The sequence below is a fragment of the Cutibacterium nasicola genome (assembly GCF_052654715.2).
Genome location: NZ_CP199745.2, coordinates 54,176 through 79,721, shown reverse-complemented (window position 1 = coordinate 79,721; position 25,546 = coordinate 54,176). Strand labels below are relative to the sequence as shown.

26 protein-coding genes, 1 pseudogene and 1 riboswitch are annotated in these 25,546 nt (G+C 62.6%); of the genes and pseudogenes, 11 read left to right on the top strand and 16 right to left on the bottom strand.

From position 1 onward, the window contains the following. Window positions 1–6 precede the first annotated feature (6 nt). From ACUCCZ_RS00345 to ACUCCZ_RS00335, 3 genes are all read left to right on the top strand, one after another. Window positions 7–1,200, top strand: coding sequence for a MarP family serine protease (locus ACUCCZ_RS00345; RefSeq protein ID WP_435917414.1), 1,194 nt, complete (start codon window positions 7–9; stop codon window positions 1,198–1,200). A 205-nt stretch (window positions 1,201–1,405) separates the two neighbouring features. Further along, window positions 1,406–1,678: a YciI family protein gene (locus ACUCCZ_RS00340; RefSeq protein WP_435917415.1), complete on the top strand. Its 273-nt coding sequence runs from the start codon at window positions 1,406–1,408 to the stop codon at window positions 1,676–1,678. 37 nt (window positions 1,679–1,715) lie between these two features. Further along, window positions 1,716–2,816 (top strand): NADH:flavin oxidoreductase/NADH oxidase, encoded by a 1,101-nt coding sequence (locus ACUCCZ_RS00335; RefSeq protein ID WP_435917416.1) that lies wholly within the window; start codon window positions 1,716–1,718, stop codon window positions 2,814–2,816. A 31-nt stretch (window positions 2,817–2,847) separates the two neighbouring features. On the opposite strand, the gene ACUCCZ_RS00330 is transcribed toward ACUCCZ_RS00335, so the two are convergent. Then, window positions 2,848–3,471 (bottom strand): DUF1707 SHOCT-like domain-containing protein, encoded by a 624-nt coding sequence (locus ACUCCZ_RS00330; protein ID WP_435917417.1) that lies wholly within the window; start codon window positions 3,469–3,471, stop codon window positions 2,848–2,850. A gap of 75 nt (window positions 3,472–3,546) precedes the next feature. Beyond that, a riboswitch (cobalamin riboswitch) is annotated at window positions 3,547–3,738 on the top strand. A 112-nt stretch (window positions 3,739–3,850) separates the two neighbouring features. Between ACUCCZ_RS00330 and ACUCCZ_RS00325 the strand changes: the two genes are divergently transcribed. From ACUCCZ_RS00325 to ACUCCZ_RS00310, 4 genes and pseudogenes are all read left to right on the top strand, one after another. Continuing rightward, window positions 3,851–6,406: a ribonucleoside-diphosphate reductase subunit alpha gene (locus ACUCCZ_RS00325; RefSeq protein ID WP_435917418.1), complete on the top strand. Its 2,556-nt coding sequence runs from the start codon at window positions 3,851–3,853 to the stop codon at window positions 6,404–6,406. 406 nt (window positions 6,407–6,812) lie between these two features. Beyond that, window positions 6,813–7,714, top strand: a pseudogene (gene ppgK / locus ACUCCZ_RS00320) (polyphosphate--glucose phosphotransferase). A gap of 189 nt (window positions 7,715–7,903) precedes the next feature. Continuing rightward, window positions 7,904–8,521 carry an RDD family protein gene (locus tag ACUCCZ_RS00315; RefSeq protein ID WP_435917683.1) on the top strand — a complete coding sequence of 206 codons (618 nt, stop codon included), beginning with the start codon at window positions 7,904–7,906 and terminating at the stop codon, window positions 8,519–8,521. Window positions 8,522–8,796: 275 nt separating this feature from the next. Then, on the top strand, window positions 8,797–9,891 hold the full coding sequence (locus tag ACUCCZ_RS00310; protein ID WP_435917419.1) for a VanZ family protein: 1,095 nt from the start codon (window positions 8,797–8,799) through the stop codon (window positions 9,889–9,891). A gap of 52 nt (window positions 9,892–9,943) precedes the next feature. Here ACUCCZ_RS00310 and arcC read toward each other — a convergent pair whose 3' ends face one another. The 5 genes from arcC to ACUCCZ_RS00285 all read right to left on the bottom strand — a co-directional run bounded on the left by arcC (window position 9,944) and on the right by ACUCCZ_RS00285 (window position 13,565). Next, the gene (arcC, locus tag ACUCCZ_RS00305; protein ID WP_435917420.1) at window positions 9,944–10,876 is read right to left on the bottom strand and encodes a carbamate kinase; all 933 of its coding nucleotides are present in this window, start codon (window positions 10,874–10,876) and stop codon (window positions 9,944–9,946) included. A gap of 23 nt (window positions 10,877–10,899) precedes the next feature. After that, window positions 10,900–11,904, bottom strand: coding sequence for an ornithine carbamoyltransferase (locus ACUCCZ_RS00300; protein ID WP_117189735.1), 1,005 nt, complete (start codon window positions 11,902–11,904; stop codon window positions 10,900–10,902). Window positions 11,905–12,328: 424 nt separating this feature from the next. Further along, on the bottom strand, window positions 12,329–12,895 hold the full coding sequence (locus ACUCCZ_RS00295) for a hypothetical protein (protein WP_435917684.1): 567 nt from the start codon (window positions 12,893–12,895) through the stop codon (window positions 12,329–12,331). A gap of 31 nt (window positions 12,896–12,926) precedes the next feature. Continuing rightward, complete coding sequence (locus tag ACUCCZ_RS00290) at window positions 12,927–13,274, bottom strand: Tox-REase-5 domain-containing protein (RefSeq protein WP_435917421.1); 348 nt, start codon at window positions 13,272–13,274, stop codon at window positions 12,927–12,929. 57 nt (window positions 13,275–13,331) lie between these two features. After that, window positions 13,332–13,565: a hypothetical protein gene (locus ACUCCZ_RS00285; RefSeq protein ID WP_435917422.1), complete on the bottom strand. Its 234-nt coding sequence runs from the start codon at window positions 13,563–13,565 to the stop codon at window positions 13,332–13,334. Between the two features lie 400 nt (window positions 13,566–13,965). Here ACUCCZ_RS00285 and ACUCCZ_RS00280 point away from each other — a divergent pair, with 400 nt between their 5' ends. Further along, the gene (locus ACUCCZ_RS00280; protein ID WP_435917685.1) at window positions 13,966–14,718 is read left to right on the top strand and encodes a hypothetical protein; all 753 of its coding nucleotides are present in this window, start codon (window positions 13,966–13,968) and stop codon (window positions 14,716–14,718) included. Between the two features lie 128 nt (window positions 14,719–14,846). Here the strand turns inward: ACUCCZ_RS00280 and ACUCCZ_RS00275 are convergent, their stop codons facing one another. Then, window positions 14,847–15,740, bottom strand: coding sequence for a LysR family transcriptional regulator (locus tag ACUCCZ_RS00275; protein ID WP_031943895.1), 894 nt, complete (start codon window positions 15,738–15,740; stop codon window positions 14,847–14,849). A 169-nt stretch (window positions 15,741–15,909) separates the two neighbouring features. Between ACUCCZ_RS00275 and ACUCCZ_RS00270 the strand changes: the two genes are divergently transcribed. The 3 genes from ACUCCZ_RS00270 to ACUCCZ_RS00260 all read left to right on the top strand — a co-directional run bounded on the left by ACUCCZ_RS00270 (window position 15,910) and on the right by ACUCCZ_RS00260 (window position 18,442). Continuing rightward, window positions 15,910–16,719, top strand: a complete 810-nt coding sequence (locus ACUCCZ_RS00270; RefSeq protein WP_235187750.1) for an EamA family transporter — start codon at window positions 15,910–15,912, stop codon at window positions 16,717–16,719. Next, window positions 16,716–17,369 carry an NAD(P)-dependent oxidoreductase gene (locus ACUCCZ_RS00265; protein WP_036316262.1) on the top strand — a complete coding sequence of 218 codons (654 nt, stop codon included), beginning with the start codon at window positions 16,716–16,718 and terminating at the stop codon, window positions 17,367–17,369. Before ACUCCZ_RS00270 ends, ACUCCZ_RS00265 begins: the two co-directional genes overlap by 4 nt. A gap of 86 nt (window positions 17,370–17,455) precedes the next feature. Beyond that, window positions 17,456–18,442, top strand: a complete 987-nt coding sequence (locus tag ACUCCZ_RS00260) for an IS481 family transposase (protein WP_202726018.1) — start codon at window positions 17,456–17,458, stop codon at window positions 18,440–18,442. Window positions 18,443–18,859: 417 nt separating this feature from the next. Here ACUCCZ_RS00260 and ACUCCZ_RS00255 read toward each other — a convergent pair whose 3' ends face one another. From ACUCCZ_RS00255 to ACUCCZ_RS00215, 9 genes are all read right to left on the bottom strand, one after another. Next, complete coding sequence (locus tag ACUCCZ_RS00255) at window positions 18,860–19,282, bottom strand: hypothetical protein (protein WP_237721787.1); 423 nt, start codon at window positions 19,280–19,282, stop codon at window positions 18,860–18,862. 50 nt (window positions 19,283–19,332) lie between these two features. Beyond that, window positions 19,333–19,707, bottom strand: coding sequence for a hypothetical protein (locus ACUCCZ_RS00250; protein WP_435917423.1), 375 nt, complete (start codon window positions 19,705–19,707; stop codon window positions 19,333–19,335). 666 nt (window positions 19,708–20,373) lie between these two features. Continuing rightward, a complete protein-coding gene (locus ACUCCZ_RS00245) occupies window positions 20,374–20,640 on the bottom strand; it encodes a dUTP diphosphatase (RefSeq protein ID WP_445439685.1) in 267 nt (88 codons plus the stop codon). Window positions 20,641–20,858: 218 nt separating this feature from the next. Further along, on the bottom strand, window positions 20,859–21,233 hold the full coding sequence (locus tag ACUCCZ_RS00240) for a hypothetical protein (RefSeq protein WP_016666307.1): 375 nt from the start codon (window positions 21,231–21,233) through the stop codon (window positions 20,859–20,861). A gap of 82 nt (window positions 21,234–21,315) precedes the next feature. Then, complete coding sequence (locus ACUCCZ_RS00235) at window positions 21,316–22,005, bottom strand: pentapeptide repeat-containing protein (protein WP_435917424.1); 690 nt, start codon at window positions 22,003–22,005, stop codon at window positions 21,316–21,318. A gap of 60 nt (window positions 22,006–22,065) precedes the next feature. Next, window positions 22,066–22,578 (bottom strand): hypothetical protein, encoded by a 513-nt coding sequence (locus ACUCCZ_RS00230; protein ID WP_021107986.1) that lies wholly within the window; start codon window positions 22,576–22,578, stop codon window positions 22,066–22,068. A gap of 163 nt (window positions 22,579–22,741) precedes the next feature. Further along, complete coding sequence (locus ACUCCZ_RS00225; protein ID WP_252909443.1) at window positions 22,742–22,885, bottom strand: hypothetical protein; 144 nt, start codon at window positions 22,883–22,885, stop codon at window positions 22,742–22,744. A 488-nt stretch (window positions 22,886–23,373) separates the two neighbouring features. After that, window positions 23,374–24,189, bottom strand: a complete 816-nt coding sequence (locus ACUCCZ_RS00220) for a hypothetical protein (protein WP_016666310.1) — start codon at window positions 24,187–24,189, stop codon at window positions 23,374–23,376. 556 nt (window positions 24,190–24,745) lie between these two features. Then, window positions 24,746–25,420, bottom strand: coding sequence for a hypothetical protein (locus ACUCCZ_RS00215; RefSeq protein WP_435917425.1), 675 nt, complete (start codon window positions 25,418–25,420; stop codon window positions 24,746–24,748). Window positions 25,421–25,546: the final 126 nt, after the last annotated feature.

The following is a 25,546-nucleotide window of genomic DNA, read 5'->3' as shown; positions in this document are numbered from 1 at the left end:
AGAACCATGCCGCACATCCTCGACGTCATCCTCATGGCTGGCCTCACCATGCGTGCGGTCGCCGGGTGGAGACGCGGGACCATCGTCGGAATGGCCAGTCTCATCGGGTTGGTCCTGGGGGTGTGGGCCGGCCTGTGGACCTCCGGCGTGGTCGCTGATGAGTTCTTTGACGAGAACTGGACCTGGCTGACCGCAGGTGCGGTACGCATATGCATCATCGTCGTCGCCGTCGAACTCATCCATGCCATCTGCGTCCACACCGCCCAACGCCTGCGCCGCGTATCCGACTCAGTTGGACTGGGCAACGTGGACCGCTTCGGCGGCTCGGTGCTCAATGTCATCGCAACAGCCCTTGTCGTGACGGTGGCGGCGACCACCCTCTCCCCCATCCTGCCGCCGCCATGGACCGAGGCCGTCGATGAATCGTCCGTCATTGCTCAGACCAACCGCGTCATCCCGGAGAGGGTCAACGACGCCGCGGCCCGACTGGTGGGACGGGCCGCAGACACCTTCCCGAGGGTCTTCGCCGGTGACGCCCCCAGCCTGCCCGCATCGGCTCCTGCCGATGACGCCGTCACCACTCCTGGGGTGCGGCGCGCAGCCCAATCCATTGTCAAGGTGCGGTCGCGGGCGCCACAGTGTGACAGGGCATCCGAGGGCACCGGGTGGGTGAGTTCCCGTCACCGGGTGGTGACGAACGCCCACGTCGTCGCCGGGTCCGAGCACGTCACCGTGCAGGTCGGCGGGGCCGGCGCCCGGCTGCGGGCCCGCGTCGTCTCCTACGACCCCGACACGGACCTGGCGATACTGGCAGTTCCCGATCTCGACGCCCCGGCCCTGACGATGGCGTCGAGTGTGGGCGACGGAGAGTCGACGATCGTCGCAGGATTCCCTCTCGACGGCCCGTACACCCTCGAGGCCGTGACGGTACGCGGGTCAATGCTGGCTCGCGGCGAGAACATCTACGGCACTGGCGCCGTCGTTCGCGAGATCCTTTCCCTGCGCGGTACGGTGCGCCCGGGCAACTCGGGTGGACCGCTGCTGACGACCGACGGCAAGGTTGCCGGGACGATCTTCGCCCGGTCCACGACCCAGCCGCAGACCGGATATGCGCTGTCGAACAACCAGACTCGCACGTTCATTCGTGGTGGGGTCAACGCCAACACCGCGGCATCGACCGGCCGATGCATCGTTGACTGAACCGGCGTCACCAGCTTTGGGCGCCCAACGTTCCCGCCTCGGGACGGCTCCGCGCACGTTTGCCGTCCTGACCTCTCGAAACGTCATCTGACAAGGCCCGACACCGACGTGGTGTTCCAGGGCCTTGAGCCACTCGATGATGCGTCAGGTCCCGACGACGTGTTCCATGCTTCAGTCCTGGTCCAGGCCCCAATAACATTGGGCCATGGCAGTGTTCATCGTCGAAACCCATTACGACCCCGCCCATTCCGAGGAGCGCATGGCCGCGCGCCCGGCCCACCTCGAGAATCTTGACGTGATGCGCGAGCGTGGCCAACTCGTCAACGCAGGCCCGCTGGCCGACGGCAGCGGCGCGGTCCTCATCTACACCGTGCCTGACCGTGGTGCCCTCGACCGTCTGCTTGAGGCTGACCCCTATCCCAAGACGGCTGTCCAGGTGACCTCCGTCCGTGAGTGGACGCCCAATTTCAGCTTCTGAGCCGGACCGTGGTTGACCGGCGTGGTGTCATGGAGTCATGACATCACCGAAGCTCTTCCAGCCTCTCACCCTTCGTGGACTGACGATTCGCAACCGTGCCTGGTTGCCGCCGATGTGCCAGTACGCCGTGGATTCCATGGATGGCATCCCAGGCACCTGGCATCTCGTCCACTACGGCTCGTTCGCTGTGGGTGGTTTCGGTCTCATCGTCGCCGAGGCCACCGCAGTGAATCCCGAAGGTCGCATCAGCCCTTGTGACACCGGGTTGTGGAATGACGATCAGGTAGCGGCCTGGCGCACGGTCACCGACGCCGTTCACGAGCTGGGCGGCAAGATCGCCGTGCAGCTCGGCCACGCCGGTCGCAAGGCCTCCACCGAGAAGTGGTGGCCGGGATTCCATGGTGGTGTGGTGCCTCCCGAGCGCGGCGGCTGGATTCCGGTCGGCCCGACTGACGCGCCTGCTGACGGCAAGCAGTACGTCGGTCTGCCCGTCACTGCCCTTGACGAGGACGGCATCGCGAAGGTCATCGACGACTTCCGCACCGCTGCGACACGTGCCGTGGAAGCTGGGTTCGACGCCGTCGAGATTCACAGCGCCCACGGTTACCTGCTGCACCAGTTCTACTCACCGCTGTCCAACACCCGCGCCGACGGTTGGGGCGGTGACTTCGACGGACGTGTTCGCCTGCCGTTGGAGGTCGCGAAGGCTGTGCGTGGGGCCATTCCTGAAGACATGCCCTTGCTGGCGCGCCTGTCGGTCACTGACTGGCGGGACGACGGCTGGCAGGTGAAGGACTCCGTCGAACTGTCGCGGCGCTTCGCGAAAGCCGGGGTCGATCTGCTCGACGCCTCCTCAGGAGGCAATTCGTCGGCCCCCATCCCCGTCGCCCCGGCCTACCAGGCTGACCTGGCGGCTCGGGTGCGCGCCGAGGCGGATATTCCCACAGCCACCGTCGGCATGATCTGGACCCCACAGCTGGCCGAGGAGCTGCTGGAGAAGGGCAGCGCCGACGCCATCATGGTGGGACGGGCGGCTCTACGCGACACCAACTGGCCGTTGCGTGCCGCCCATGAGCTGGGTGTTCCCAACGAGGACGCCCCATGGCATCCGGCCAGGTTCCGTGGGGCGTGGCGCTGACGCGACTGACGATCCCGTCGCCGGTCGACCGTCAGCGATTCCACTTCTTCCTGAGCCTTGCGTACTTCTTGGATCCAGGGCCGTGGATGTCAACATCGCTGAGGATGCTCGTCCCGCGCAAGGTGAGGACAGGGCCATCCAGCCCCGGCTGGGAGAGTCCGCGAACCGTGAGGTCTCCGAGCACTCGCGACATCGAGTCCTCGATGCGCACCCCGTCGGGCACCAGGAAAGTCGCGTCACACATGACGATCGTCAGGTCAATGGTGATGTGACGACTTGCCCACGGCATGGAGGTCAGGTCGAAGCACGGATCCCCCATGAACCCGGTGACGGTGGTGAGTTTGGCCATCGTCCGTCCCGAGGCCCAGACCGTGTCGCTCATGATGCAGGTCATGTGGTCAGCCTCCGGACCGGGGACGATCCGCACCGCCTCGCCGTGGCCAGGATGAGCGGGGACGGCCACACTCCCGACCGTCGCGCCAAGGTCAGAGAGCAACCCGCCCAGATCGCCATAGGTACGGGCCTGCAGAGCAGCCTCCACCCTCTCCGCATGCTCGTCGCGAGTCAGCTTTCCCAACGTCCATGCCTCGTCGAGGATGTCCGATGCCCGGGCGCGCTCGGCGTCACCAATCCGCCAGTCATCGGGAATCGTCACGTCGCAAGTCTAGGACAGCCACACACACCCAAGGCTCTCCAGGCCTCGCGTTGACTCGCCTTGATCAGCGTTCATATAGTGACAAGTGCACGTGGTTCCCGTGTTCGCACGGGCTAAGAGGGAATCCGGTGTGAATCCGGAGCTGCCCCGCAGCGGTGTACGAGAACGACCGCCGTCATCACGCACTGTGCTCCGGCATGGGAAGCGACGGCCAGTAGGCAACAAGTGCTCGTGAGCCCGAAGACCTGCCAGGTGTGGTCCCGCAACCGCGGGGCCCGGTTCGCGATCTCGCGGGAAGTATCGCAGCGTTCATGGGGACCAGTGTCCCTGCCGCATTCCGCCCGGTCGCGTGCCCACGGCATCGCACGGAGGAATTGCAATGAGCGCCGACCCCATCTCAACCATTCGCGTCCGCAAACGTGACGGATCGCTGGCTCCCTACGACGGCAACGAAGTCGCCGCGTCCATCATCGACTCAGCCCGCGGGCTCGATGATGCCGTCGCCCGGGCGACTCTGCTGCAGGCCGAGGTGGAGATCACACTCTTCGACGGCATCACCACCGATGCCCTTGACGAGGCCGTCATCCAGGTGGCTCTGGGCAATGCCAAGGACGACCCTGCCTTTGACACCATCGCCAGCCGGATCGCCGTCAAGAAGCTGTACAAGGAGGTCTTTGGCAACACCCACGACGATCTGGGTGACGTCGACCCGACACGCGTGCGCAACCTGCACCGTGCTTGTTTCCCGCGCACGATCGGAAGACTCGTCGCAGCAGGGCGCCTTGACGAGCGCCTGGGGCGAATCTTCGATCTTGACGTCCTCGCATCAGCCCTCGATCCCAGCCGTGACGACCTCATCGGATTCACTGGTGTGCGCACCGTGGTCAACCGTTACCTCTTGCGCACCCCCGACCAACGCGCCTTGGAAGTGCCCCAGTACTTCTGGATGCGTGTGGCGATGGGTCTCAGCCTCACCGAGGACGACCCCACATCCTCCGCCCTCGCCCTCTACGACTCCATGAGCAACCTACGTCACCTTGCCGCCGACTCCACCCTCGCCAACGCCGGGACGCCGTCCGCCCAGCTGTCCACCTGTTTCGTGATGCGCACCGAGGACGACCTCGAGCACATCGCCCGGACGATCCGCGACGTCATGCGGATCACCAGGGGCACCGGAGGTATTGGGCTGTCGATGTCGGACCTGCGCTGCCAAGGGTCACCGATCCGCTCCGACACCACTGCGTCAACCGGTCCGATCCCCTTCATGCACACCATCGACTCGACGCTGCGGGCAGTCTCCCGGGGAGGCAAACAGCTCGGCGCGCTGTGCTTCTACATGGAGAACTGGCACATGGACTTCCCGCAGTTCCTCGACCTGCGGCAGAACTCCGGTGACCCGTACCGACGCACTCGTACCGCCGGAACCGCGGTGTGGATCTCCGACGAGTTCATGAAGCGGGTCGCCAAGGACGAGGACTGGTACCTCTTCGACCCCGCCGAGACCCCCGATCTCACCGAGCTCACCGGGTCTGAGTTCTCGAAGAGATATGCGTACTATGTCACACAGGCCGACGCCGGGAAGATCAAGAGGTTCCATCGCACCACGGCTCGAGAACAGTTCCGGGCCATCCTGGTGAGCCTGCAGACGACGTCGCACCCGTGGCTGACGTGGAAGGACAGCGTCAACACCCGCGCGTTGAACAACAACACCGGGACGATCCACGCCTCGAATCTGTGCACCGAGATCTGCCTACCCCAAGATCGCGACCACACCTCGGTGTGCAACCTGGCGTCGGTCAACCTTGCCGGGCACCTCGTCGGGCCGCGCAAGAAGCGTCGCATCGACTGGGAGCACCTGGCCGCCACCACCCGACTGGTGATACGTCAGCTCGACGACCTCGTCGACATCACCGCTTCGGCGGCGCCGCAGGCCGAGCGATCAAACGTGGAGAACCGGGCCATCGGCCTGGGCATCATGGGGCTGACGGACATGCTCGAGCAGGTGCGGATTCCCTACGACTCCCCTAATGCCTACGACATCGTCGACCAAGTCATCGAATTCATCAGCTGGCACGCCATCGACGCCTCCGCCGATCTGGCCGCCGAGCGCGGGGCCTACCCGATGTTCGAAGGATCTGGTTGGTCGAAGGGGATGGTCCCCGTCGACACCCTCGCCCTCCTGGAGCGCGACCGTGGCATTCCCGTTGACGTCGACCGGACGACGAGGATGGACTGGGACGGGCTGCGCGCCAAGGTGAGCCGAGGAATGCGCAATGCCACCTTGCTGGCCATCGCCCCGACGGCGTCGATCGGTCTGGTCGCTGGCACGACGCCGGGCCTGGATCCGCAGTTGTCCCAGGTGCTCTCCCGAGCCACCTCAGCCGGGAAGTTCCTCGAGGTCAATCGCAACCTGGTGGCCGACCTCAAGGACCTCGGGCTGTGGGAGAAGGTGCGCGAGGAATTGCTGCGTCGTCAGGGAGATCCCAGCGGGATCCAGGCCATCCCGGCATCCTTGCGACGTTTGTACCGCACCTCCTTCACCCTGGATCCAATGGCTTGCCTCAACGTGGCCGCCAGGGCGCAGAAGTGGGTGGACCAGGCCATCAGCCGCAACATCTACCTGGCCTCCCGATCGATCGGTGACATGGAGGACCTCTACACCGCTGCGTGGCGGATGGGTGTCAAGACGACCTACGACCTCCACATGCTCCCCCGTCACACCGCCGGGCAGTCGACGACGGCGGCCAACAAAGCCACCGGGCACCGCAACGGTCCTCGTCGCGGGTTCGCCACCGCAGTACGCCGCGACACCAGCACCGCGACCATCGAAAGGCCCCGGTCCGAGGCACTCGATGCCGAACCAGTCGTGGCCCTCGACCTCATCAACGATACCTCCTGGCCGGAAGACCACGACCAATGCCACGCACGTGGGTGATGTCACCCCCAAAGGATGCCTTGGACCTGACATCGCCCCTTGTCAGAGCCACATGACGTGGACGACCTCTTCAGCCCTCCCGGAGGCTAATGGCATCCGGTCTCTGCGAAATGCGTGACCGTCACGAGGCTCATGGTCTGTCTGACCTGAGGCATTCTGACGGTCGTCCTCGCCGCCGTGCTGGGGATCTTCGTCACCTGGTGGGCCGGTGCCATCGCTGCGGTGGTCGGTCTGGTCTTCACCGGATGGCATTTTTCGCGGATACCGGCCGTCGCTGCGAATACGCAAGGTGAGGGGGCCTGCAGGCCTTGTCTGCGCACCTCAATGCCATGCAGAGTCACCTCGGCACAGCGCTGGTGGCTGGGAACGTCACCTCCCAAGAGGGACTGCACGTTCGGGTTGTCCGCTGCCGCCTCAACGTGGCAACCGCACTGACGCGCTTCACTGTCTCCCCCCCCCCGAGCTCCGCCACCACCCGTTACGCTTGCCCCCATGAGTAACGTGCTGGGTATTGACGTCGGTGGCTCCGGGATCAAGGGAGCCCCGGTTGACCTCGAAGTCGGGGATTTCGCCGAATCGCGTCTTCGCATCCCCACCCCTGAGAAGTCGTCCCCCAAGAATGTCGTCGCCGTGCTGCGCGAGATCGTCGACAACTTCGCCCCCACCATTGGCGACGGACCGGTTGGCATCTCCTTGCCCGCCCCGGCACGCCATGGTGTCATCTCCTTCATCGCCAACCTCGACCAGGGGTGGGCCGGCCTGCACGCCGAGGACTACATCAGTGATGCCCTCGGCCGCCCCGTGACCGTCCTCAACGACGCAGACGCCGCTGGCCTGGGTGAGGTCCACTACGGTGCAGCCAAGGGTGTCCCGGGCGTCGTCATCCTCACCACCCTGGGCACTGGCATCGGGTCTGCTGTCATCAACAACGGCATCCTGTTGCCGAACACCGAGCTGGGACACCTCGAGATCGACGGCCACGACGCCGAGAAACGCGCCGCCTCCTCGGTCAAGGACCGCAAGAAGATGTCCTACAAGGACTGGGCGACCAAGCGCCTGCAGCGCTACTACGAGGTCGTCGAGATGTTGTTCTCCCCCGATCTTTTCGTCGTCGGCGGCGGCGTCTCCAAGGATCACGAGAAGTTCTTCCACTACCTCAACCTGGAGACCCCGATCGTTCCGGCCCAGCTGCTCAACCGTGCCGGCATCATCGGCGCGGCATGGCAGGCCCAGTGGCGCCTGGAGCACCCCGACGTCACCGGGGAGCAGGTCGCCGAGGCTGCCAAGGAGGCCGAAAACGACGACTGAGGTCGTCTCACACCTCCCGCCGGATCACACATCCCTACTGATCGCCCGTCCATCCCGCACGGGCGATCGTCGTTCCCAGGCACCTCACCACGATGAAACCCTCGGATGACTCGGTTTTCATACTCGAGCACGATGTGCGACGACTTCACAGCGGGCAGGGTGGATGCCCACCCCACATGGAAGGACACCATGAGCACCCAGGCCCTCATCCTGACCATCATCGCCGTCGTTATTGCCCTGGTCCTCCTTGTCCCAACCCTGGTGCACAAGGTCCGCAAGGAAGGCAGGCGCCCGACCGGTTCCCCCGAACCCGTGACCAAGCAGCGTCGATTCGGAACCCTGGCGATCGATGCGGTGTGGGTTGTCGTCCTCAGCATGCTGGCACGTGGCCTGTACTTCGGCTCCGCCCTGGCCTACGAGGCCAACACCATCGACCAGAAGCCCGCGATCGAGCAGGCCATCCAGGCGGTCGGCACTGACCTCCTGATCGGCGTCAACATCGGCTACGTTCTCGTCTGCCTGCTCGGACGCCTCGGCGTCTCCCCCGGAACGAGCTCCCGGAACTTGGCCTGGGTCAACGAGAACGGTCGCCCCGCCGGACGAGGTCACACCCTCGTCATCGGTCTGGCCTTCATCCTGGCCATTCTGGGCAAGACCGTGGTCGGAGGCTTCGCGTCGATCGGCATCCTCATCCTCTTCGTCGAGGCGATCTCGGTGCTGTGGGACGAGCGCGGCATCATCGCGAAGCTCATGCACCTGCAGCTCGTCGACTCCCGCACCCTCAGCAGCTCACAGCATCTCCACTGAGGGCAGCATCCTCGCTGACGAATGAGGACGCAGATCGCCCGCCCCCATGTCAGGGGACGGGCGATCGTCATTCCCGGTCGTCGCCGGGGTACCTGCACCAGTTCAGTCCTGACGAGCCTTGGAGCGCGATGTGGATGGTACCGGTTCGCATTCCCTTGACGGTCCGTCGAGCCAGGCTCTCAAACTCGCGGTTGACGCGGTTCTCGTCCCGCGGGAGGATGCCCGGCGGCGCCCTGACCTGCCATCCTGGTCATGGCTCACAGTTGGAAGGACTCATGCTCGACAAGGCACTCATCTCAATCCTCATCGGCGCAGGCATCAGCGTCGTCACATTCGTCCCGGTGCTCATTCACCAGTTCAGGCGGTTCGGGGCGCCCTCGTTCGGACGAATGGTGTTGGTCTTCTCCAACTTCGTGTACGTCACAGCGATCATCGCCTACACGATTTTTCCGGTGCCGCCGCTGTCCGACAAGTACTGCGCCGCTCATCCGCGCTACTTCATCCTCGACCCCACCGAGTACTTCCGAGACATGGCCCACCAGTTCGCCGGCGCACCCGTCATGGAGGTGCTCACCAGCTTCTCGATGATGCAAATGGTGCTCAACGTCGCCCTCTTCGTCCCGTTGGGCTTCTATGCCGTCCGTCTTCTCCGAATGCGCCCCTGGGCCGCGATACTGCTCGGCTTCGGCACGTCCCTGTTCATCGAGCTCACGCAGTACACGGGCAACTGGTTCATCTCCAACTGTCAGTACCGCGCCGCCGACGTCAACGACCTCATCACGAATACCCTCGGTGGCATCCTCGGCGTGCTCACGACGACCTTTGCCCCACACTTCTCGCAAGCCCCGGAGCAGATGGAGAAACAGGCCAACGAGCCGCGTGAGGTGACCAAGGGACGACGATTTCTCGCCCTCCTCATTGACGCCTGGTGGGTGGCCATCATCGACCTCGTCGCCCTGGCCGTGGCAGTCGCGATCGAGATGACCATGTTGTACAACAACCCCGAGAGCAAGACGGCGATCGGGGACTTCATGGAGACCTACGGGACACCGCTGCTCATGGCGATCAACCTCGTCTACGTCATCGTCGCCATGGCGGGGCGCCTCGGGGTCTCCCCCGGAATGGGAACGGCCCACCTTGTCTGGACGAACACCCTGGGGTTGCCCGCAGGTCGACGCCACAGCCTCGTCGTCGGTGTGGCCTTCATGTGCTCCCAGCTCGCCAACACCAGATTCAGCATCCTGGCAAGCATCGGAACAACCGTCCTGGTCGTCGAGGCCATCTCGGTGTTGTTCACTGCGCGTGGCCTGATCGGAAAGATCATGAGACTCAACCTCGTCGACGCCCGAACCATCGAGGAACGTCCATAATTGTCACGAGTGCCGCAGACATCCACGTCTGCGGCACTCGTGCGTGAACTGATCAGTGAAGCTCGACGTCTCCGGGTGAGTCAGAGACGATCGCCGTCCCACAGGTGCCGTCAACAAGCCCGCGAATGTCCTCGAGGGAGCCAATGACGGCACGCTTTCCGGTAGCCAGGGCGAAATTGCAGGCTGCCCGTACCTTCGGCCCCATCGACCCCGCCGCAAACTCCGCGTTGAGGGCATCCTCGGCGCGCATCTCCTTGATGAACTTCTGGTCGGGAGTGCCCCAATTCTCGTAGACGCCGTCAACGTCCGTGGCGATGACGAGAAGATCAGCCTCCGCCCGTACCGCCAACTCAGCCGAAGCCAAGTCCTTGTCGATAACAGCCTCAACACCGTGAAGGCTGCCCTCATTGTCGAAGACGCAGGGAATGCCACCGCCACCAGCACACACGACGAGGACACCGGAATCGACCAGCTGACGGATGGCCTTCTGCTCGACAATGTTGCGCGGCTGCGGGGAGGCCACCACCCGGCGGAAATACTCACCGTCAGCGGCGATGGACCACCCCTTCTCAGCAGCCAACCTCTCCGCGGTCTCCCGATCGTAGACCGGGCCGATCGGCTTGGTGGGATTGTCGAATGCAGGATCATCGGCGTCAACGACCGTCATCGTGATCATGGTGACGATCTGTTGCTCCTTGGGCATGACATTACCCAGCTCCTGCTCGATCATGTAGCCGATCATGGCCTGAGACTCAGCCCCCAGCACATCCAGCGGATAGATGCCGACTTCCTCGTACGCCGTCGACTGCAAGGCCAGCAGACCCACCTGCGGACCATTGCCGTGGGCCACGACGACTTGATGGTCGACGGCGACCTCCTTGATCCGCTCGGCCGCGATCCTCACATTGGCACGCTGGTTCTCCGCCGTCATCGGTTGACCGCGTCGCAGCAGAGCGTTACCGCCCAATGCAACCAAAATCCTCATTGATTTTCCTCCAGTCACTACCGTCAGGCCAGCGACGCGACCATGACCGCCTTGATGGTGTGCATGCGGTTCTCGGCCTGGTCGAAGGCGATGCATGCCGGGGACTCGAAGACCGACTCGGTGACCTCGATGCCATTGGCCAGCTGCGGGTAGGTCTCAGCGATTTCGGCACCCACCGTCGTCTCACTGTTGTGGAATGCCGGCAGACAGTGCATGACCTTGACGCGTGGGTTGTTGGCAGCCGCGACGAGGTCATCGTTGATCTGGAACGGCATGAGGGTGTCAACCCTCTCCCCCCAACTCTCCACCGGCTCGCCCATCGACACCCACACATCGGTGTGAATAAAGTCCACGTCACGGACGGCTTCCTCAGCAGATGCCGTGACGAGCACCTTGCCACCGGACTCCTCAGCCCACTCCTGGCACTGCTCGACGAGTTCCGAGTCAGGCTGCAGACCCTCCGGGGCTCCGATCCTGACGTCCATGCCGAGCTTGGCGCCCAGCAACAAAAGGGAACGGCCCATGTTGTTGCGGCCGTCACCGACGTAGGCGAACTTGATCTGATGGAAGGGCTTGTGAGCGTGCTCCAGCATGGTCAGGGCGTCGGCGAGCATCTGAGTGGGGTGGAACTCGTCGGTCAGGCCGTTGAAGACGGGGACGCCAGCGTACTCGGCCAACTCCTCCACGACGGATTGGTGGAATCCGCGGTACTCGATGCCGTCATACATGCGTCCCAGCACTCGGGCAGTGTCCTTCATGGACTCCTTGTGACCGATGTGGGATCCGCTCGGGCCGAGGTACGTCACATGCGCACCCTGATCATGGGCCGCCACCTCGAACGCACACCGAGTCCGCGTCGACGCCTTCTCGAAGATCAAAGCGATGTTCTTCCCCTCGAGCATGGGCTGCTCGGTCCCGGAGTATTTGGCCTCTTTGAGCTGCGCAGCGAGTCGGACAAGGAATTCGATCTCTTCGGTGCTGTGATGTGCCAGCGACAACAAATGACGACTCTTCAAATTGAATGCCACGACAATCCATCCTTTCCCAAACTTGTCTGAGCGGTAATTCGTCCAGACGCTGACATTGTGTTGATGCTCAGTCTAAGCCTCAATCCGATCGCGCCACGGGCAGGAGTACAAAACTCCCCAACAGTCATTATTGAGTCCGTTCCTGGGTGGGATCGAACGGCGGGACGAATGAACCACCTCCACACGCATTGGACTGCCCCGGGTTTTGATCAACTCGGTCCCGGCCAGCCAACCCACAACCGGTCCGGCGCCACCGAGACACACGGGCGGCCAATCTCTGTCATAGTTCGGGCAGGTCTCGTAATATATCTGCACCGCCCGGGCCCTCAGCTCAGCGGGATAGCGCTCGTTCGTATTGCCTGCCATGACTCCAACCTTCTCAAAGCTCAGAATCTCCGGACATCCCGGGGCGATTCATAGACCGTTAGTCGTTGTCGGGGCGAGCGAAGAACACTCCCTCCGCTGTGGTACGTATGACCCGCGCCGCCCGCACAAAATCCGGATACGAATCATATCTGCCGCGCCGCGCATAGTTCACCGCTGACACAAGAGCACGGCCGTCAAGCATCAACTCCAATTCCTCTTTCCCGCAGTTGACATACTCAGGCGAAAAAATACGACAGGCCATCTCCGCCATCGCCATGGCCACATCCTCATCGTCCTCGTCCACGGCACCCGGTAAGCTCCCCATTGCCACAAGGCGAAATAAATTCTTCCGCTTCGCATAATCATCCGCGCTGACGTCCACGCTGAGATCACCCTGCGGGGCCCAGATAGAGGTGAAGCCCGCCTTGGCCACGAGAGTTCGGACCAACTCGTGCTCGGTCACCACTGGGGTGGCCAACGCCGCCCGCTTCGAACCTGCGGTAAATCGCCATTCGCTCAACTCAGGATAAAGACCACCCACCTGGTTACACCACTCAACCACACGCGCAGCAACATCCTCCATCTCCCACGAAGACGGCCGCCAACCACACTCCAGTGACCACATCACACATCATCTCCTGCTCACAACAACGAAACTACCGAAGAAAAGGCACATGACTGATCTTAATCTCCTCAGGAATGAACTTACTCGCCACCCTAGCAGCCCCTTCTTCAGCAAATATCCAATGAATGGGCGTTGACCCCGCCGCCTCTAGCTGGCGGTCAGCAGCATCCCTGAGCGGGCCACGAGCCGTACTCCACTTCGCGGTTAGTAATTTCTCATATCCGAGCCCCTTGGCATCAAGGAGTTCTCCATTCTGGAAACCGTCAAACTCGACACCATTGACATAGTAGCCTTCAGGCCGACCCGTGATCTGCAACTCATAAGCTCGAGAATGGGCCTCAACATGGGTCTTGATATTGCCATCACGCCCCGTTCGCACTCGCTCACGGACAGCTCCACACCGGGAGGCTTCACAGTTCTCCTGCAGGAATCAGGCCTACAGATTCTCCTGCGTCTCTTCATCGAGGTAGACCGCCATCGCGGCCAGCCACGACGGGATGTCGTCGAAGGTGTCTACCAGCGAGCCTGCGTACCAGAACACGCGGCCTGGCCGCCCACGATCCGTCTCGAGGAAGAACTGATCCACGTCAGAGCGACTAGCTGCAGCCAGAAAACAGTCAGCCGGCGACGGGGTATCCGTCGCCGGCTGATTGGCCGCCTCGGCAATCATGCCCGGGCGAGAACGTAATTCAGGCCGCCCAAATAGTACGCAGTCTTGATAAAAGGAAGGCCATCCGTCAGCAAGCCGGAGAACCTCCACGTAGGCTTCGGGCACCTCTGGGTGATGACGACGGACATCCCAACACTCCGACTCACTCAAGCCAGGCCGAGGACCTTCATGCTCCCACATGGGCCGAAGATCAGACGCCGTCCACCGCTCGTTGGCGGCACACAACTGCGCCCATGCCTCACTGAGGTCCATCGAGACTACTCCCATCAAACTCAAATCCAGTCGGCTTGAATCCGGAGTTAAGCGGATTCTATTCCATACAATGAAGGACGGATACCCAAAGGATGCAGGTGCCTACCCAACCTACGCGCAGCCTGGGTGCTAGGAGGTAGTTGTGAGGATGTTGTTCAATCCATCCCAGGCGGATCCGCCAAGTCAGGTGGAGGTGCAGGTTCCGGGCGGTGTGGTCCCTCAGGGGGACATGGATCGGGTGATGGCTTTTAGCGAGGGCTTGGTCAAGGGGTGGTCGCTGGGTGGCCGCAAGATTGCCGACTGGTATCCGGGCTTTCCTCGTGGCGAGCGGGTGCGCTATGTCGGTTGCCATTTTGACGGGCTGGCCGTTGAAAGCTGGATGTGTCAGGACGTTGAGTTTGTCGATTGTGAGTTCACAAATCTGCGGGTGAAGAAGTGGGTTTTTGAGCGGGCCGCGATGCGGGGCTGCCGGGTCCAGGGAACGGCGAAGGATGTGCTGTGGTGGGGCGAGAGTTCTGCTGTCGGCGGTGGTGCGGGGGTGATCGACGGTAATGATCTCACCGAGTTGAAGTTCTCGGGGCCGTGCTCGCAGCGGGCTGGGCTGGCTGTGGTCGGTAATCGCTTCGCCGATTCGGCCTTTGTGACCGATGATCGGGCCGCTGTCGTGAAGGCTGCCGAGAAGCTACTTGCTGTCGCTGATGGGTTGGCTGAGGGCGACGCTGCGCGGTGTGAGCAGGCGTTGCGGTTTGCGCGTGAGGATCTTGCGACTGGTCAGTCGGAGTGGTTCTTCCCTGAACAGTCCGGGCGTCAGGCTGGGTGGTCCCGGCAGATGGTCGAACTCTTGCGGCGCGCCGCCGAGAGTCGGCAGTCCCCGGCTTCGCGGGCGGCCGCACGTCGCTAGTCTGCGCCATGAGCGGCAAATGGTGTTCTTCGGTCCTGGTTCCGGGATGCGAGTGCTTCGGTAGAGGAATCTTGCGGTCCGACCTGGCTAGCTGTACGGACCGGAGACGTTGATCGATGGGACCGGCATCAGCCGACCATGTGCAGGGCGATTGATTCCTTGACCTGTTCGATGAACGCCCGAGACGCGGGGCTCGGATTGAAAGAGCCCCACGCGACGTACTCGGCCCGGCAGGGGCCATCGGCCACGGGAACTGCTCGCAGCGCTGGGTTAGCCGGCACACATTCGACGGGCAGCAGGCAGACGCCCAACCCACGTTCGACGAGGGCGAGCATGAACTCGGTCGACATCGCCTCGAAGCCCACGCGGCGCTGAAGGCCTGCGGCAGCGAATGCCCGATCGCCTTGGAGTCTGCCTGGTGACCCGGCCGGGAAGTCGATGAACGTCTCGTCGACCAAGTCAGCCAGGGCCAGGGTGCCCGTGTGCGCTAGCCGGTGTTGTGACGCCATGACGGCGACGAGACGCCCTCGGGCGATCTCGTGCGCGGTGAGTCCGGACGCTGGGGCGACGTCGGCGTCCACGCCGAGAAAGGCCACGTCGAGTCTCCCGCTGCCGAGGTCGCGCATGAACTCATTGCTTCCCCCGCCCCGCACGGTGAGGTCCACGTGGGGATGGCTGGCGTGGAAGGCCGCGATGATGTCGGGCACGCTGACGGCTGTGACCGTCGGGATGACACCTACCGATAGGCTTCCGCGGACCTGGCCCACGGCCTCGGCAGCGACCGCCACGGCACGGTCGGCGGCTGCGAGGCTGGCGCGTGCTTCCGTGAGGAAGGCTTCGCCGGCGGCGGTCAGCTCCACCCGACGGGATGAGCGCACGAACAGTGCCGTGCCGAGTTCCTGTTCGAGGGCCTTGATCTGGTGGCTCAGTGCTGATTGCACGACGAAGCAGCGTTCTGCTGCTCGCGTGAAGTTGCGCTCCTCGGCGATCGCCACGACGTACCTGAGCTGTTGGAGTTCCACTAAACCATGATTGCAGGTCATTGTTTGGGTGAGAACAATGTGTTGGACTCACCGCTGGTGGGCGACTGACGATGGATCGGTGAACACTTCTTCCCATGGGGCCCGCAGTTCGTTGCTGTGGACCTGTCTGACGGCGCTGGCCCCCGCTACGTGGGGGACAACGTACATCGTGACCACCCACCTCCTCCCAGCCGGACACCCCTTGTTCGCCGCGTTCATGAGGACGCTGCCGGCAGGGATCATCGCGGTGGGCCTGTCGAGGCAGCTGCCGCGCGGCTCGTGGTGGTGGAAGAGCTTCGTGTTGGGCGGTCTGAACATGGCCGCGTTCTTCCCCCTGCTGTTCTTGTCGGCGCAGCGTCTTCCGGGCGGGGTCGCGGCCACGCTGGGTGCGGTGCAGCCCATCATCGTTGCCCTGCTGGCCGTGGCTGTCCTCCACGAGCAACTCTCCGGCTGGCGCCTGGGATGGGGTGTCGTGGGTGTCGTGGGGGTGGCTCTCGTGGTCCTTGGGCCGAGCGCCGCCCTGGACCCGGTGGGTGTGGCTGCAGGACTCGGTGGCGCAGGGGCCATGGCCACGGGCGTGGTCCTGACCAAGAAGTGGAAGCTCCCCCAAGGTGTCTCGCCCATCGCATTGGCCGGTTGGCAGCTGACGGCCGCCGGCCTTCTGCTGGCGATCCCGGCGCTGCTGGTGGAGGGGCCACCGGCAGTGATTTCCGGTCGTGGCTGGCTTGGGTACGCCTGGCTCGGCCTGGTCGGGGCACTGGTCTCTTACAGCCTCTGGTTCACCGGCATCCGACGCCTGCCCGTCACGTCCACAGCCCTCCTGGGACTTCTCTCGCCGTTGGTCGCCGCCCTGCTCGGCGCCCTGATCGCGCACGAACACCTCGGAGCCGAGCAGTACCTCGGCTTCGCGATCGCCCTGGCCGCCATGGTCTGTGGCCAGCTCCCCGCACCCACCCATCGTCGAAAGGACAATTCATGAACATCACGGTTCTCGGAGCCACCGGCATGGCCGGCGCAGCGATCGCGCAGGAGGCCACACGCCGCGGCCACCACGTCACTGCCGTATCGCGGAACCCACAGGAGACCAACGACCCGCATACCACCGTCACTCGTCTCGATCTGACAGACCTCGAGGCACCCCTGCAGCCCGTCCTGAACGACGCAGACGCCGTCGTGCTCGCCGTGCGCATGGCCCCCGGCGACGAAAGCCGTGTGGCTCCGCTGACCAGCCGTGTCCTCGACCACGCCGCCGTCGCGGGGGTCCGGGTCTTGGTCGTGGGAGGAGCAGCGCCCTTGCGCTCACCTCACGATCGAGAGTTGCTCGTCCTGGACGACCCCGCCTTCGTGCCGACCCAGTGGCGTGACGTCGCGTCGGCCAGCCTCGACCAGTTCAACGCGTGTACCGAACATCCGAACCAGAACTGGATCTACCTGAGTCCGTCGGCAGTCTTCGAGCCCGGACAGGGAACCGGCGCCTATCGCCGTAGCGGTGACACGCTCCTCATCAACCACGATGGCACGTCGCGGATCACCCCTGCGGACCTGGCCCTAGCGGTGCTCGACGAGCTCGAGCAGCCCAGCGCCGTACATCACTTCACCGCCATCGAGCTGGCAAAGGGTCTGGCCTAGGGCCAGCGGTCCACAGAGGAATCCACGCTAACAACCGTGAGGGGGTCGAGCTATCGGCCCCCTCCGTCTATTCCAAGGGGACGCTCTTGCTCCACGCCAACGCAGCACTGACCCCGCGCCACCGCTTGATCGTCGGCCAGCTCGTGGTCGACCAGGGCTGGCCGATCAGCGAGGTCGCCGCCCGGTTCCAGGTTTCCTGGCCCACTGTGAAGCGCTGGGCCGACCGCTATCGCGCCGGCCAGTCGATGCAGGACCGCTCGTCACGGCCGCATCACTCGCCGAACAAGACCAACGCGAAGACGACGAAGCGCTGCATCCAGCTCCGTCTCCGTCTTCGAGAAGGACCCGTGCAGCTCGCTTGCCGGCTGGGGATCGCTCCGTCGACGGTTCACCGGATCCTCGTCGACGCGCACCTGAACCGGCTTTCGCATGTCGACCGGGCAACCGGGGAGCCGGTCCGCCGCTACGAGCACGACCACCCCGGGGCGATGCTGCACGTCGACGTGAAGAAGCTCGGCAACATCCCCGACGGCGGCGGCTGGCGCTACGTCGGCCGCCAGCAGGGCGAGAAGAACCGCGCCGCCACCCCGGGCAAGCCCAAGAACAAGTACAGCGACCCGTTGATGGGCAAGGCCTACGTCCACACCGTCATCGACGACCATTCCCGCGTCGCCTACGCCGAGATCCACGACGACGAAACCGCCCTCACCGCCACCGCGGTCCTCGTTCGGGCCGTCAAGTGGTTCAACGCACGCGGGGTGACCGTTGAGCGGGTCCTGTCCGACAACGGCGGCGCGTACCGCTCACACCTGTGGCGAGACACCTGCCACGAGCTCGGCATCCGGCACAAGCGCACCAGGCCCTATCGGCCGCAGACCAACGGGAAGATCGAACGCTTCCACCGCACCCTGGCCGACGGCTGGGCCTACGCCCGCTGCTACACCAGCGAGACCGAACGCCGCGGAGAACTCGACGGCTGGCTGCACTACTACAACCACCACCGGCCCCACACCGCTTGCGGGAACCAGCCGCCCTTCTCACGCTTGACCAACGTACCCGGTCAGTACAACTAGGTGGCTTATTGATAGCAATTACCGTCGCATTGCCGCCTGGTCCCGGAAGATCGTTGGCCGGTCGATGACCGGCTCCAACTCAGCGCTCCACAGCAAACACCCAGTCACACTCGGGCTACGCCGTCAGCCCTGCCCCCAGCCTCCTGGCAACTCGGCACCACGGCATCCGCTCAAGAAGACCTCCACCGCAGCCTTCATCTCAATAGCCGTGACACACTGCTCAGGAGCAACCTCCGAGAAAGACCCGAACTACTCACACCCCAGCTCCGCCGAGCGACGCGAAGATGGACAGGCAGCTCCCAGACTGGACCGGCTACCACCCTCGTCGCCCACTTCAACCAGAACGTAGCCGTCCCCCGGAATCTCCGCGACCGTCAGCGACCACCCCATCCGGGTCATGGCTCTCGCGACGAAGCCCTACGCAGACCAGTGACAGTACAGACCCTGGCAAGCCTCTCGCGCCTCGCGAGCCAGACCCGACAAGCGGTCTAGGAGGTCACGCCCCTCGGAGATCGCATCAGCTGGGACCATCGCTTCCTCGGCCCACTGCTCGAGAGCCGCTGCACGATCCTCGTCACTCAGCCGGACCAACGCATCAACCACACACGCCTTCACAGGAACGATCACGGCTTCCTCAAAACCGGCCACCGGCAGATCAAAAGGCTCACCCATCGCGCCGCCATCAGCCGCGTCATCAGACGCGTTCAGCAACGCCAAGACCTCTTCGCCAGCCACCACCCCGTGCTCGACGGCAGCGGCCCACGAGCCAGACACCACCCCGGGCTCCAACACCTCAGCTGCGGCCGCATCATCCGCCGCCACGAAAAAAGTCAGATCCATACCCATCTTTCACCCGTCCCTTCGACCGCCTGCCAACCCCCGACCGGGGATTAGACAAGACCCCACATCCGACGCCAACGCTTAAGCCCCAAATCGGGCCACGTCGCCGCCGAGTCAAACAACTGCTGCTGTCCGACAAGGTTCTTGTCGATGATGTCAAGAATCATCATCGCATCGTCGTCTCGGTCAGCCCGCGCACGCTCCCGCGCTTGCTCGATCGCCTGCGCGCCGTTCTCGGCATAGAAGTACCCGGGCCCCTGCGGGAGCTTCTGACGCGACAAATCGATCCCATATCGAAAGTCGCAGTCGATCATCTCTGCTTGCGAGAAATCATTGCCGAAAAATTGAAAACGCGCTGCTGAATCAAGTTCACGCGGGCGAGAAAAAAGGCAGCGGTGCAAACGTCCAGTAAACGTACCAATCAATCAGTTCACCAGACATTAGCGACCAATCCTTCAAGCGGGCGCCCGTGAAATCGCACTTCTCAAAACGAGCCACACCTCCCGGCGAAAACGTCAACCAAGCGTCCCGAAAAGAGCAACGCCGGTAAATCGTTGGCTCTGAACCACTCCCTGCGCCGAAATTCTTGCAGCGGGCACCCTCAAAGGAGCAGTCCTCTACATCAGCCGCGAGCGCCTACCACGTTCGGTTCTTCAACTCGAAAACCTCACCACGAACCAACTCCCGGCTACCAGCCGACCCAACCAGCACCCGATCAATCATGGACTCGTGCAACCCCCATACCGGTAATGACTTCTACTAACAAGACTCTATTCCCCCGAAGACCTGCACGTCGGTGGGATGCCAATGTGTCATCCATGCGAGAACACCGCGGTGATCAATCCCCTGCCGCCAGCGCATTCTTAGTACGTCCACTCACATACTCGACATAACCCGATGGCTTCTTCGACGAGACCTGTCGGAACATCCGCAATGGCACCCGACCCTCATACGCCGTCTTACCCGCATACACCCAACCGTCCTGACCCAAAGTCACAGCATTACGCGAAACAGTCCCCTGCAGTAGCGGGGACCCCTGACTGGTGACCTCCACCACATCCTCATGTCTCGGCTCACCATCGACAATCCGATCAAAAAACCACCAACGCCACCAACAACTTGCTGTGCGCCACAATCTGAGCGATCATGTACCCGCCATTGGGAACATCACGCCAATACACATCCCCATCAATGTCATCGCCCTTGTCCTTTCGACCACGACCCATCGGAGACAGCTTCGACGACGAAGCCTTCGGCGACACAGCAGGGACAGTCTCAGCCTTCACCACCGCAGGCTTACCACCCTCCTCCAACAACTCCTCAACATCACCACGCACATCAGACTCAAAAACACCCACGCCAAAAGCACCCACAAGAACCCCTCCACCACAGTGAAGCCCCTAGCGTGTCCAGAGGCTTGATTCATGCTTTCAGTCGGTGGGCTGAAGGCGATGGTAGTGCAGCTGTTCGGCCTGCGTGAGGGGGAGGTCGTCCAGTCTCCAGGAATAGCAGCCGGTTACAGAAGTCGACCCAGCGGAGGGTCACGACCTCGACCTCGCAGACATCGCGCCAGAGCCTAGACGCACACCCAGCAATAAACTCGCTCATCCACGTCATGAGCGGCCCGAGCCAGCCCAGCAAGACCCTCAACAAGTCGTACCCGATCAGCAAGCTGCAGGCCCAGATCCTGCCGCGACACCTCAGCCCATGCCGTTGCCACCTCCCCAGCCTGCGCCAGGTCTAGTCCAGCCAACGCGGAGACCAAGCCCGGGTGAACCCCCAGGACCATGCGCTCGCCATCATCAACCATCGCCACCAGGGAACCAGCGGCAGGATCCACCAGGAGCGCCGACAACTCCTCACCCGTCAACGCCGATTGCAGACATGACGCCTCCACCGCTGGATCGACACCCTTGGTCTCCACCAGACCACGCAGTTGCCCGCTGTTCATGGAGATGGGCCCCCAGGCTCGTCCAGCACCACAGCCGGGTCAACGCCTTCAGCTACCACGAAGTAATCACACAAGACACCCATCAGTGTTCTCCGCCCATCTCGGCCTCGACCGTTCGTACTAATCCCAACACTTCAGCCCAGACCTCCGGTGATGTCGAACGCAATGGCCACCCGAACCAGTCCTTCTGCCCTGAGCCAAGATGCATAGCCCACAACGACACCGACAGGTACTGTTCCGCTGCTGCGCGCAACTCCTCGGGGACCTCACCCAACCTGTCCAATGCAGCCTGAGCAACCTGAGGACCACACCCCAAGACCAACAGTGGCGCACAGCCACCGGACCCCGGAAGGACGTTGGTGGCAAGGTCCACACCCGAACGAAAGTCGACCGAACAAGGATCGACGCCCGATAGGTCGTTCCGCTCGAAACGGTTGCGGCGGTACTCAATCCCGGGTTTCGCTGCCGTGTCTCCCCAGATCACGGCGTCAGCGATAGCCCCCTCGAACCGACAATCCACTACGTCACCCTCGTCCAGCCGCCACTTCTTAATCTTGACGCTCTCAAACTCGCAGTCGACGAAGTCCATGAATGTGTGGTGCCACTCATCAATCCGGCAGTTCACAAAGCGACACCCGGAAAACACTGAACGTTCGCACCCCTGAAAGATAAATTCTTTCAGATGGGGACCAGAAAAAATACAACCATCCAGCCTGGCTCCGCGCACCGCCAATCGCCCATGAGGTGCTACATCGAAGGTCTCGTCGTTCACCGTCTGGCTCCAGACTCGGATACCAGAGTCCGTCAAAAACCCAGTAGTCATATCACCCTCCTAAAACGGATCGTAGCCAGCGAACGCACACGTCAAATAATCTCCACCCTTGTCAGTGTGCGCCTTAATGGTGTGCGGATTTGTAGTAGTTAACTCCACTAATGCGTCATTCATTTGTTTGTCTTTGTAATCGGGCCCCACACTTCGATATTCGAATCGTCCTGGATATAACAGATTCAGCTCACCGCGGATTTCATAGTGAACTTGACTACCGAGGAAAGCCTTCCTTAGCCATGGCTTTCTCTTAGCCGCGCGCGCCATCTCCTTGGAGAATTTCTTTTCTAAATCGTCGGCACCCTGCGATCGAATGCCCCGCGCTACCGCCCCAACAATTGTTTGCGAATCGGCATCATCAGGTATATCCACCTCAACACCGTATTGGAGCCTACGAGTCGCATTGTGTGCTAGGACCCAGCTGCTGTCGTCGGCCACGAAGTAGTTGTACAGGCCCTCCACTGTGAAGTTGTAGACCGTGGCGATCTCGCCGGTGGCCTGGATCGACACGACGGCCACGAGACTACCCGACTCGTCGTAAAGCTGGTCGCCAGCAACCCCTGACCCCAGACGCAACACACAACAGCAGCGCTGCCCCGCCCTATGAGCATTGGCCCGCCAGCCCGCCCGGTACCAGCCCGATCAGCTTCAAAACGAAGAAGTCCCCCAATCGGTATCCGGGCTACTTCTTGGTACGGCCCTTCTCCTCGGCAACGCGATAGCGCGCAATGGCCTCACCAAGCGCAATCTCGCCAGCCAACGACCTCTGGGCAGCATCAGCACCCACCCGCACCGACGGCACCGGCGTCCCATCAAAATATGTCACCCTGAACGGCGTCACCGCCCGCAAAGCCTTCGCCACCTCATTAAAAACCGAGTCATCGACTCAAGTTCCGGATCCCACACCGCCGATACCTGATCAGGCTGCACCGCGCCATCAGGCCGCCGAGCCAACTTGACCCATGCAATGGTCCCACCTTCTGGCTCATCCGGGTCCTTCGGGCTTGTCCGCGTAGCCAACCCCGGATCCACCTCCGGAGACCACAACACCAACATCGGCCCGGCGATCTGGGATGGCGAATCAACGATCGCCTCCGCAGGCATCGGCAAAGAAATCAAGCGGTTATCCAGCAACTTCGTACCCGGCACACGCGAACGCACCTCCTCCCACGCCCGCTCCCGATCCACATCAGTAAGAAACAACCGCAAATCCGAGACCGCGCACCCATCCCTGGAACTTTTCCGCTCTCAGCCACGCCTTCCTAGCGCCAACCCGCTCGAAAGATTACGCGGATCGGCCATAGCAGCCGCAGCCTACTGAAGAGACGGGGAATCAGTGGCGGGATCTGTCACATCGATCCCGGCTTCCAGCGCCGCACGGAGCGCCTCCCGAGCTGATACGGGATGCGCAACTAGCTCCACCATCCCCTCAGCCACAGCGCGCAAGTCAGGTCCAGGCCCAGTCGCCACGAGGTGAGTAGCATCGACATGGAATTCCAGATGCCCCCTACGGGTCGGCTCAAGCCATGAGACCATCGAGGCCCACCACGCCGCATCTGGCACGATCCCCATACCTTCGAGGGCGGGACCCAGCACAGCCGCCGCTCGGGCCAGGTCCAGTTTCAACTCGCCTCGATGAATGGTCACGATGCGAGAAGCCCCCGCAGCGCCCCCACTGCCAGGATCGACGAGCAGCCAACCCTGGGCATCGGCAACCTGCAAAGCCAGACCCCACGAACTCAGCATCTCGTAACGCGGAAGCGGCTCCACTGGCGAGTCAAGGAGATGACCATGCTCATCCACAACCCGGTTCTCCATGCGGAAGTGATGGACCGCTAGACGTTCACCGGGCTCAAAATCCAAACTCGCCACCCTGCGGAACCACTTTCGGCGAAACTCCTTCTTGTTCACCAAGACATAGGAGCCAAGCCTCCTTGACGCCTGCAAGCACGACCGATCATCCCCAAGATCCACCTGGCTGGCATCAGCATCGAACTGATACATCAGAACCACCGGGGCCTTCACCATCTCCAGATCAGGATCAATGACTCGACCCAAGAACTCCTGCTCCCCGACACAGATCGCGGTCACATCCCCAGCATGGGGAACAAAGCCCTTTTCATAATTCATCTGCTCAACCAAGAAAATTCTCCAAACCGTTCTTCTCGAGAATATCTATACCATGCGCAACAGCCTCAGCATGAATTAGACTCATACTCTATATATAGAGTGAATTGTATTTAGCCAGCCGCCATCTTTCTCAAGTCTCCGCGCAAAAATGATCTTCTCCGCGGCAGACCATCCGTCCGTATTCCCCACGCCCCTCCATAAGTCGCCCAGCCCGGCTAGGCCAAAAGGCCAATCTGGTCCACCCGAGCACCCGCATCCCGGAACCAGGGTCGAAGAACACCATACGATGGCGTTCTGCCATCTCCTGCAACACGGGTACCGACTCCTGCATGAGGCTGTTCCCCAAAGCCACATGCAGCAACTCTCCCGAAGCCTCCGCCAGCAACGGCATCGCCGTCCACATACAACTCTCGTCATCGCGCTCCGGCAGCTCCGCCGTCACCTCTGCCGGGAACGCACGAACCACAGGCCCAGCAGGACCACGCTGAGTGCCCTTCAACCGTTCGTAGCAAGCCGCCCAATCGGCGTCCGGCCCGTTGTCGCACAGACCTTCTGGTCAAAAGGCCACTACATAACTCACCGAGCCCCCATCCAGAAATCTCGCAACTGCGGGGGGGATCACGCTGTCCTGCGGCACAGCAGCGACCATCTTGCCACCGCACATACGATCAGCTAATTCGAACTCACTGCGCTCGATCTTCTTCCTACGCTTCCGCGCCAGCGTGCGCGGCACACCTTCCATGACAAAGACTGGTGCAAAGCCCTCAGCCAGCCAGTGAGGCACCTGTACCCCCACTGCCAACACATCCAACTGCAACCATGACGACACAACACACATCGCAGCCTGTTCCCCAAGTGAACACGTCTGCACCCATTCCGCTGCCTGGTCCTCACCCAGCGCACGCGCAGCATCAACAAAGACCCGAAACTCGGTATCTGAGCCAAACGTCGGAATCGCCTTTCTTTGATTTTTCGTGAATGGTGCCTTGAGGCCATTCTTCACCTCTACGAAAATGAAGTTGCCCTCAGCATCCCTTAGCAGTAAGTCCGGGCGGATCCAACCCGTCAAGGACGCATTATGCGCCAGCACCCATCCGCCGTCGCCGGCAACGTAGTAGTCGTGCAGGACCTCGACTGCGATGTTGTAGACCGTGGCGACCTCACCAGTGGCTTGGACCGGCAGACCAGCACCAGGGCATCCGCTCAAGAAAGCCTCGACCGCAGTTTTCATCTCAATAGCCGTGTCCACACTGCTCAGGAGTGCCCTCCGAGAACGAGCCGAAACACGTCATCTGGGTGGCGTGACCCAGGACAGGCTGTGACCCGAACCGTGTCTGGTAACGCCTCAACCGGTGCC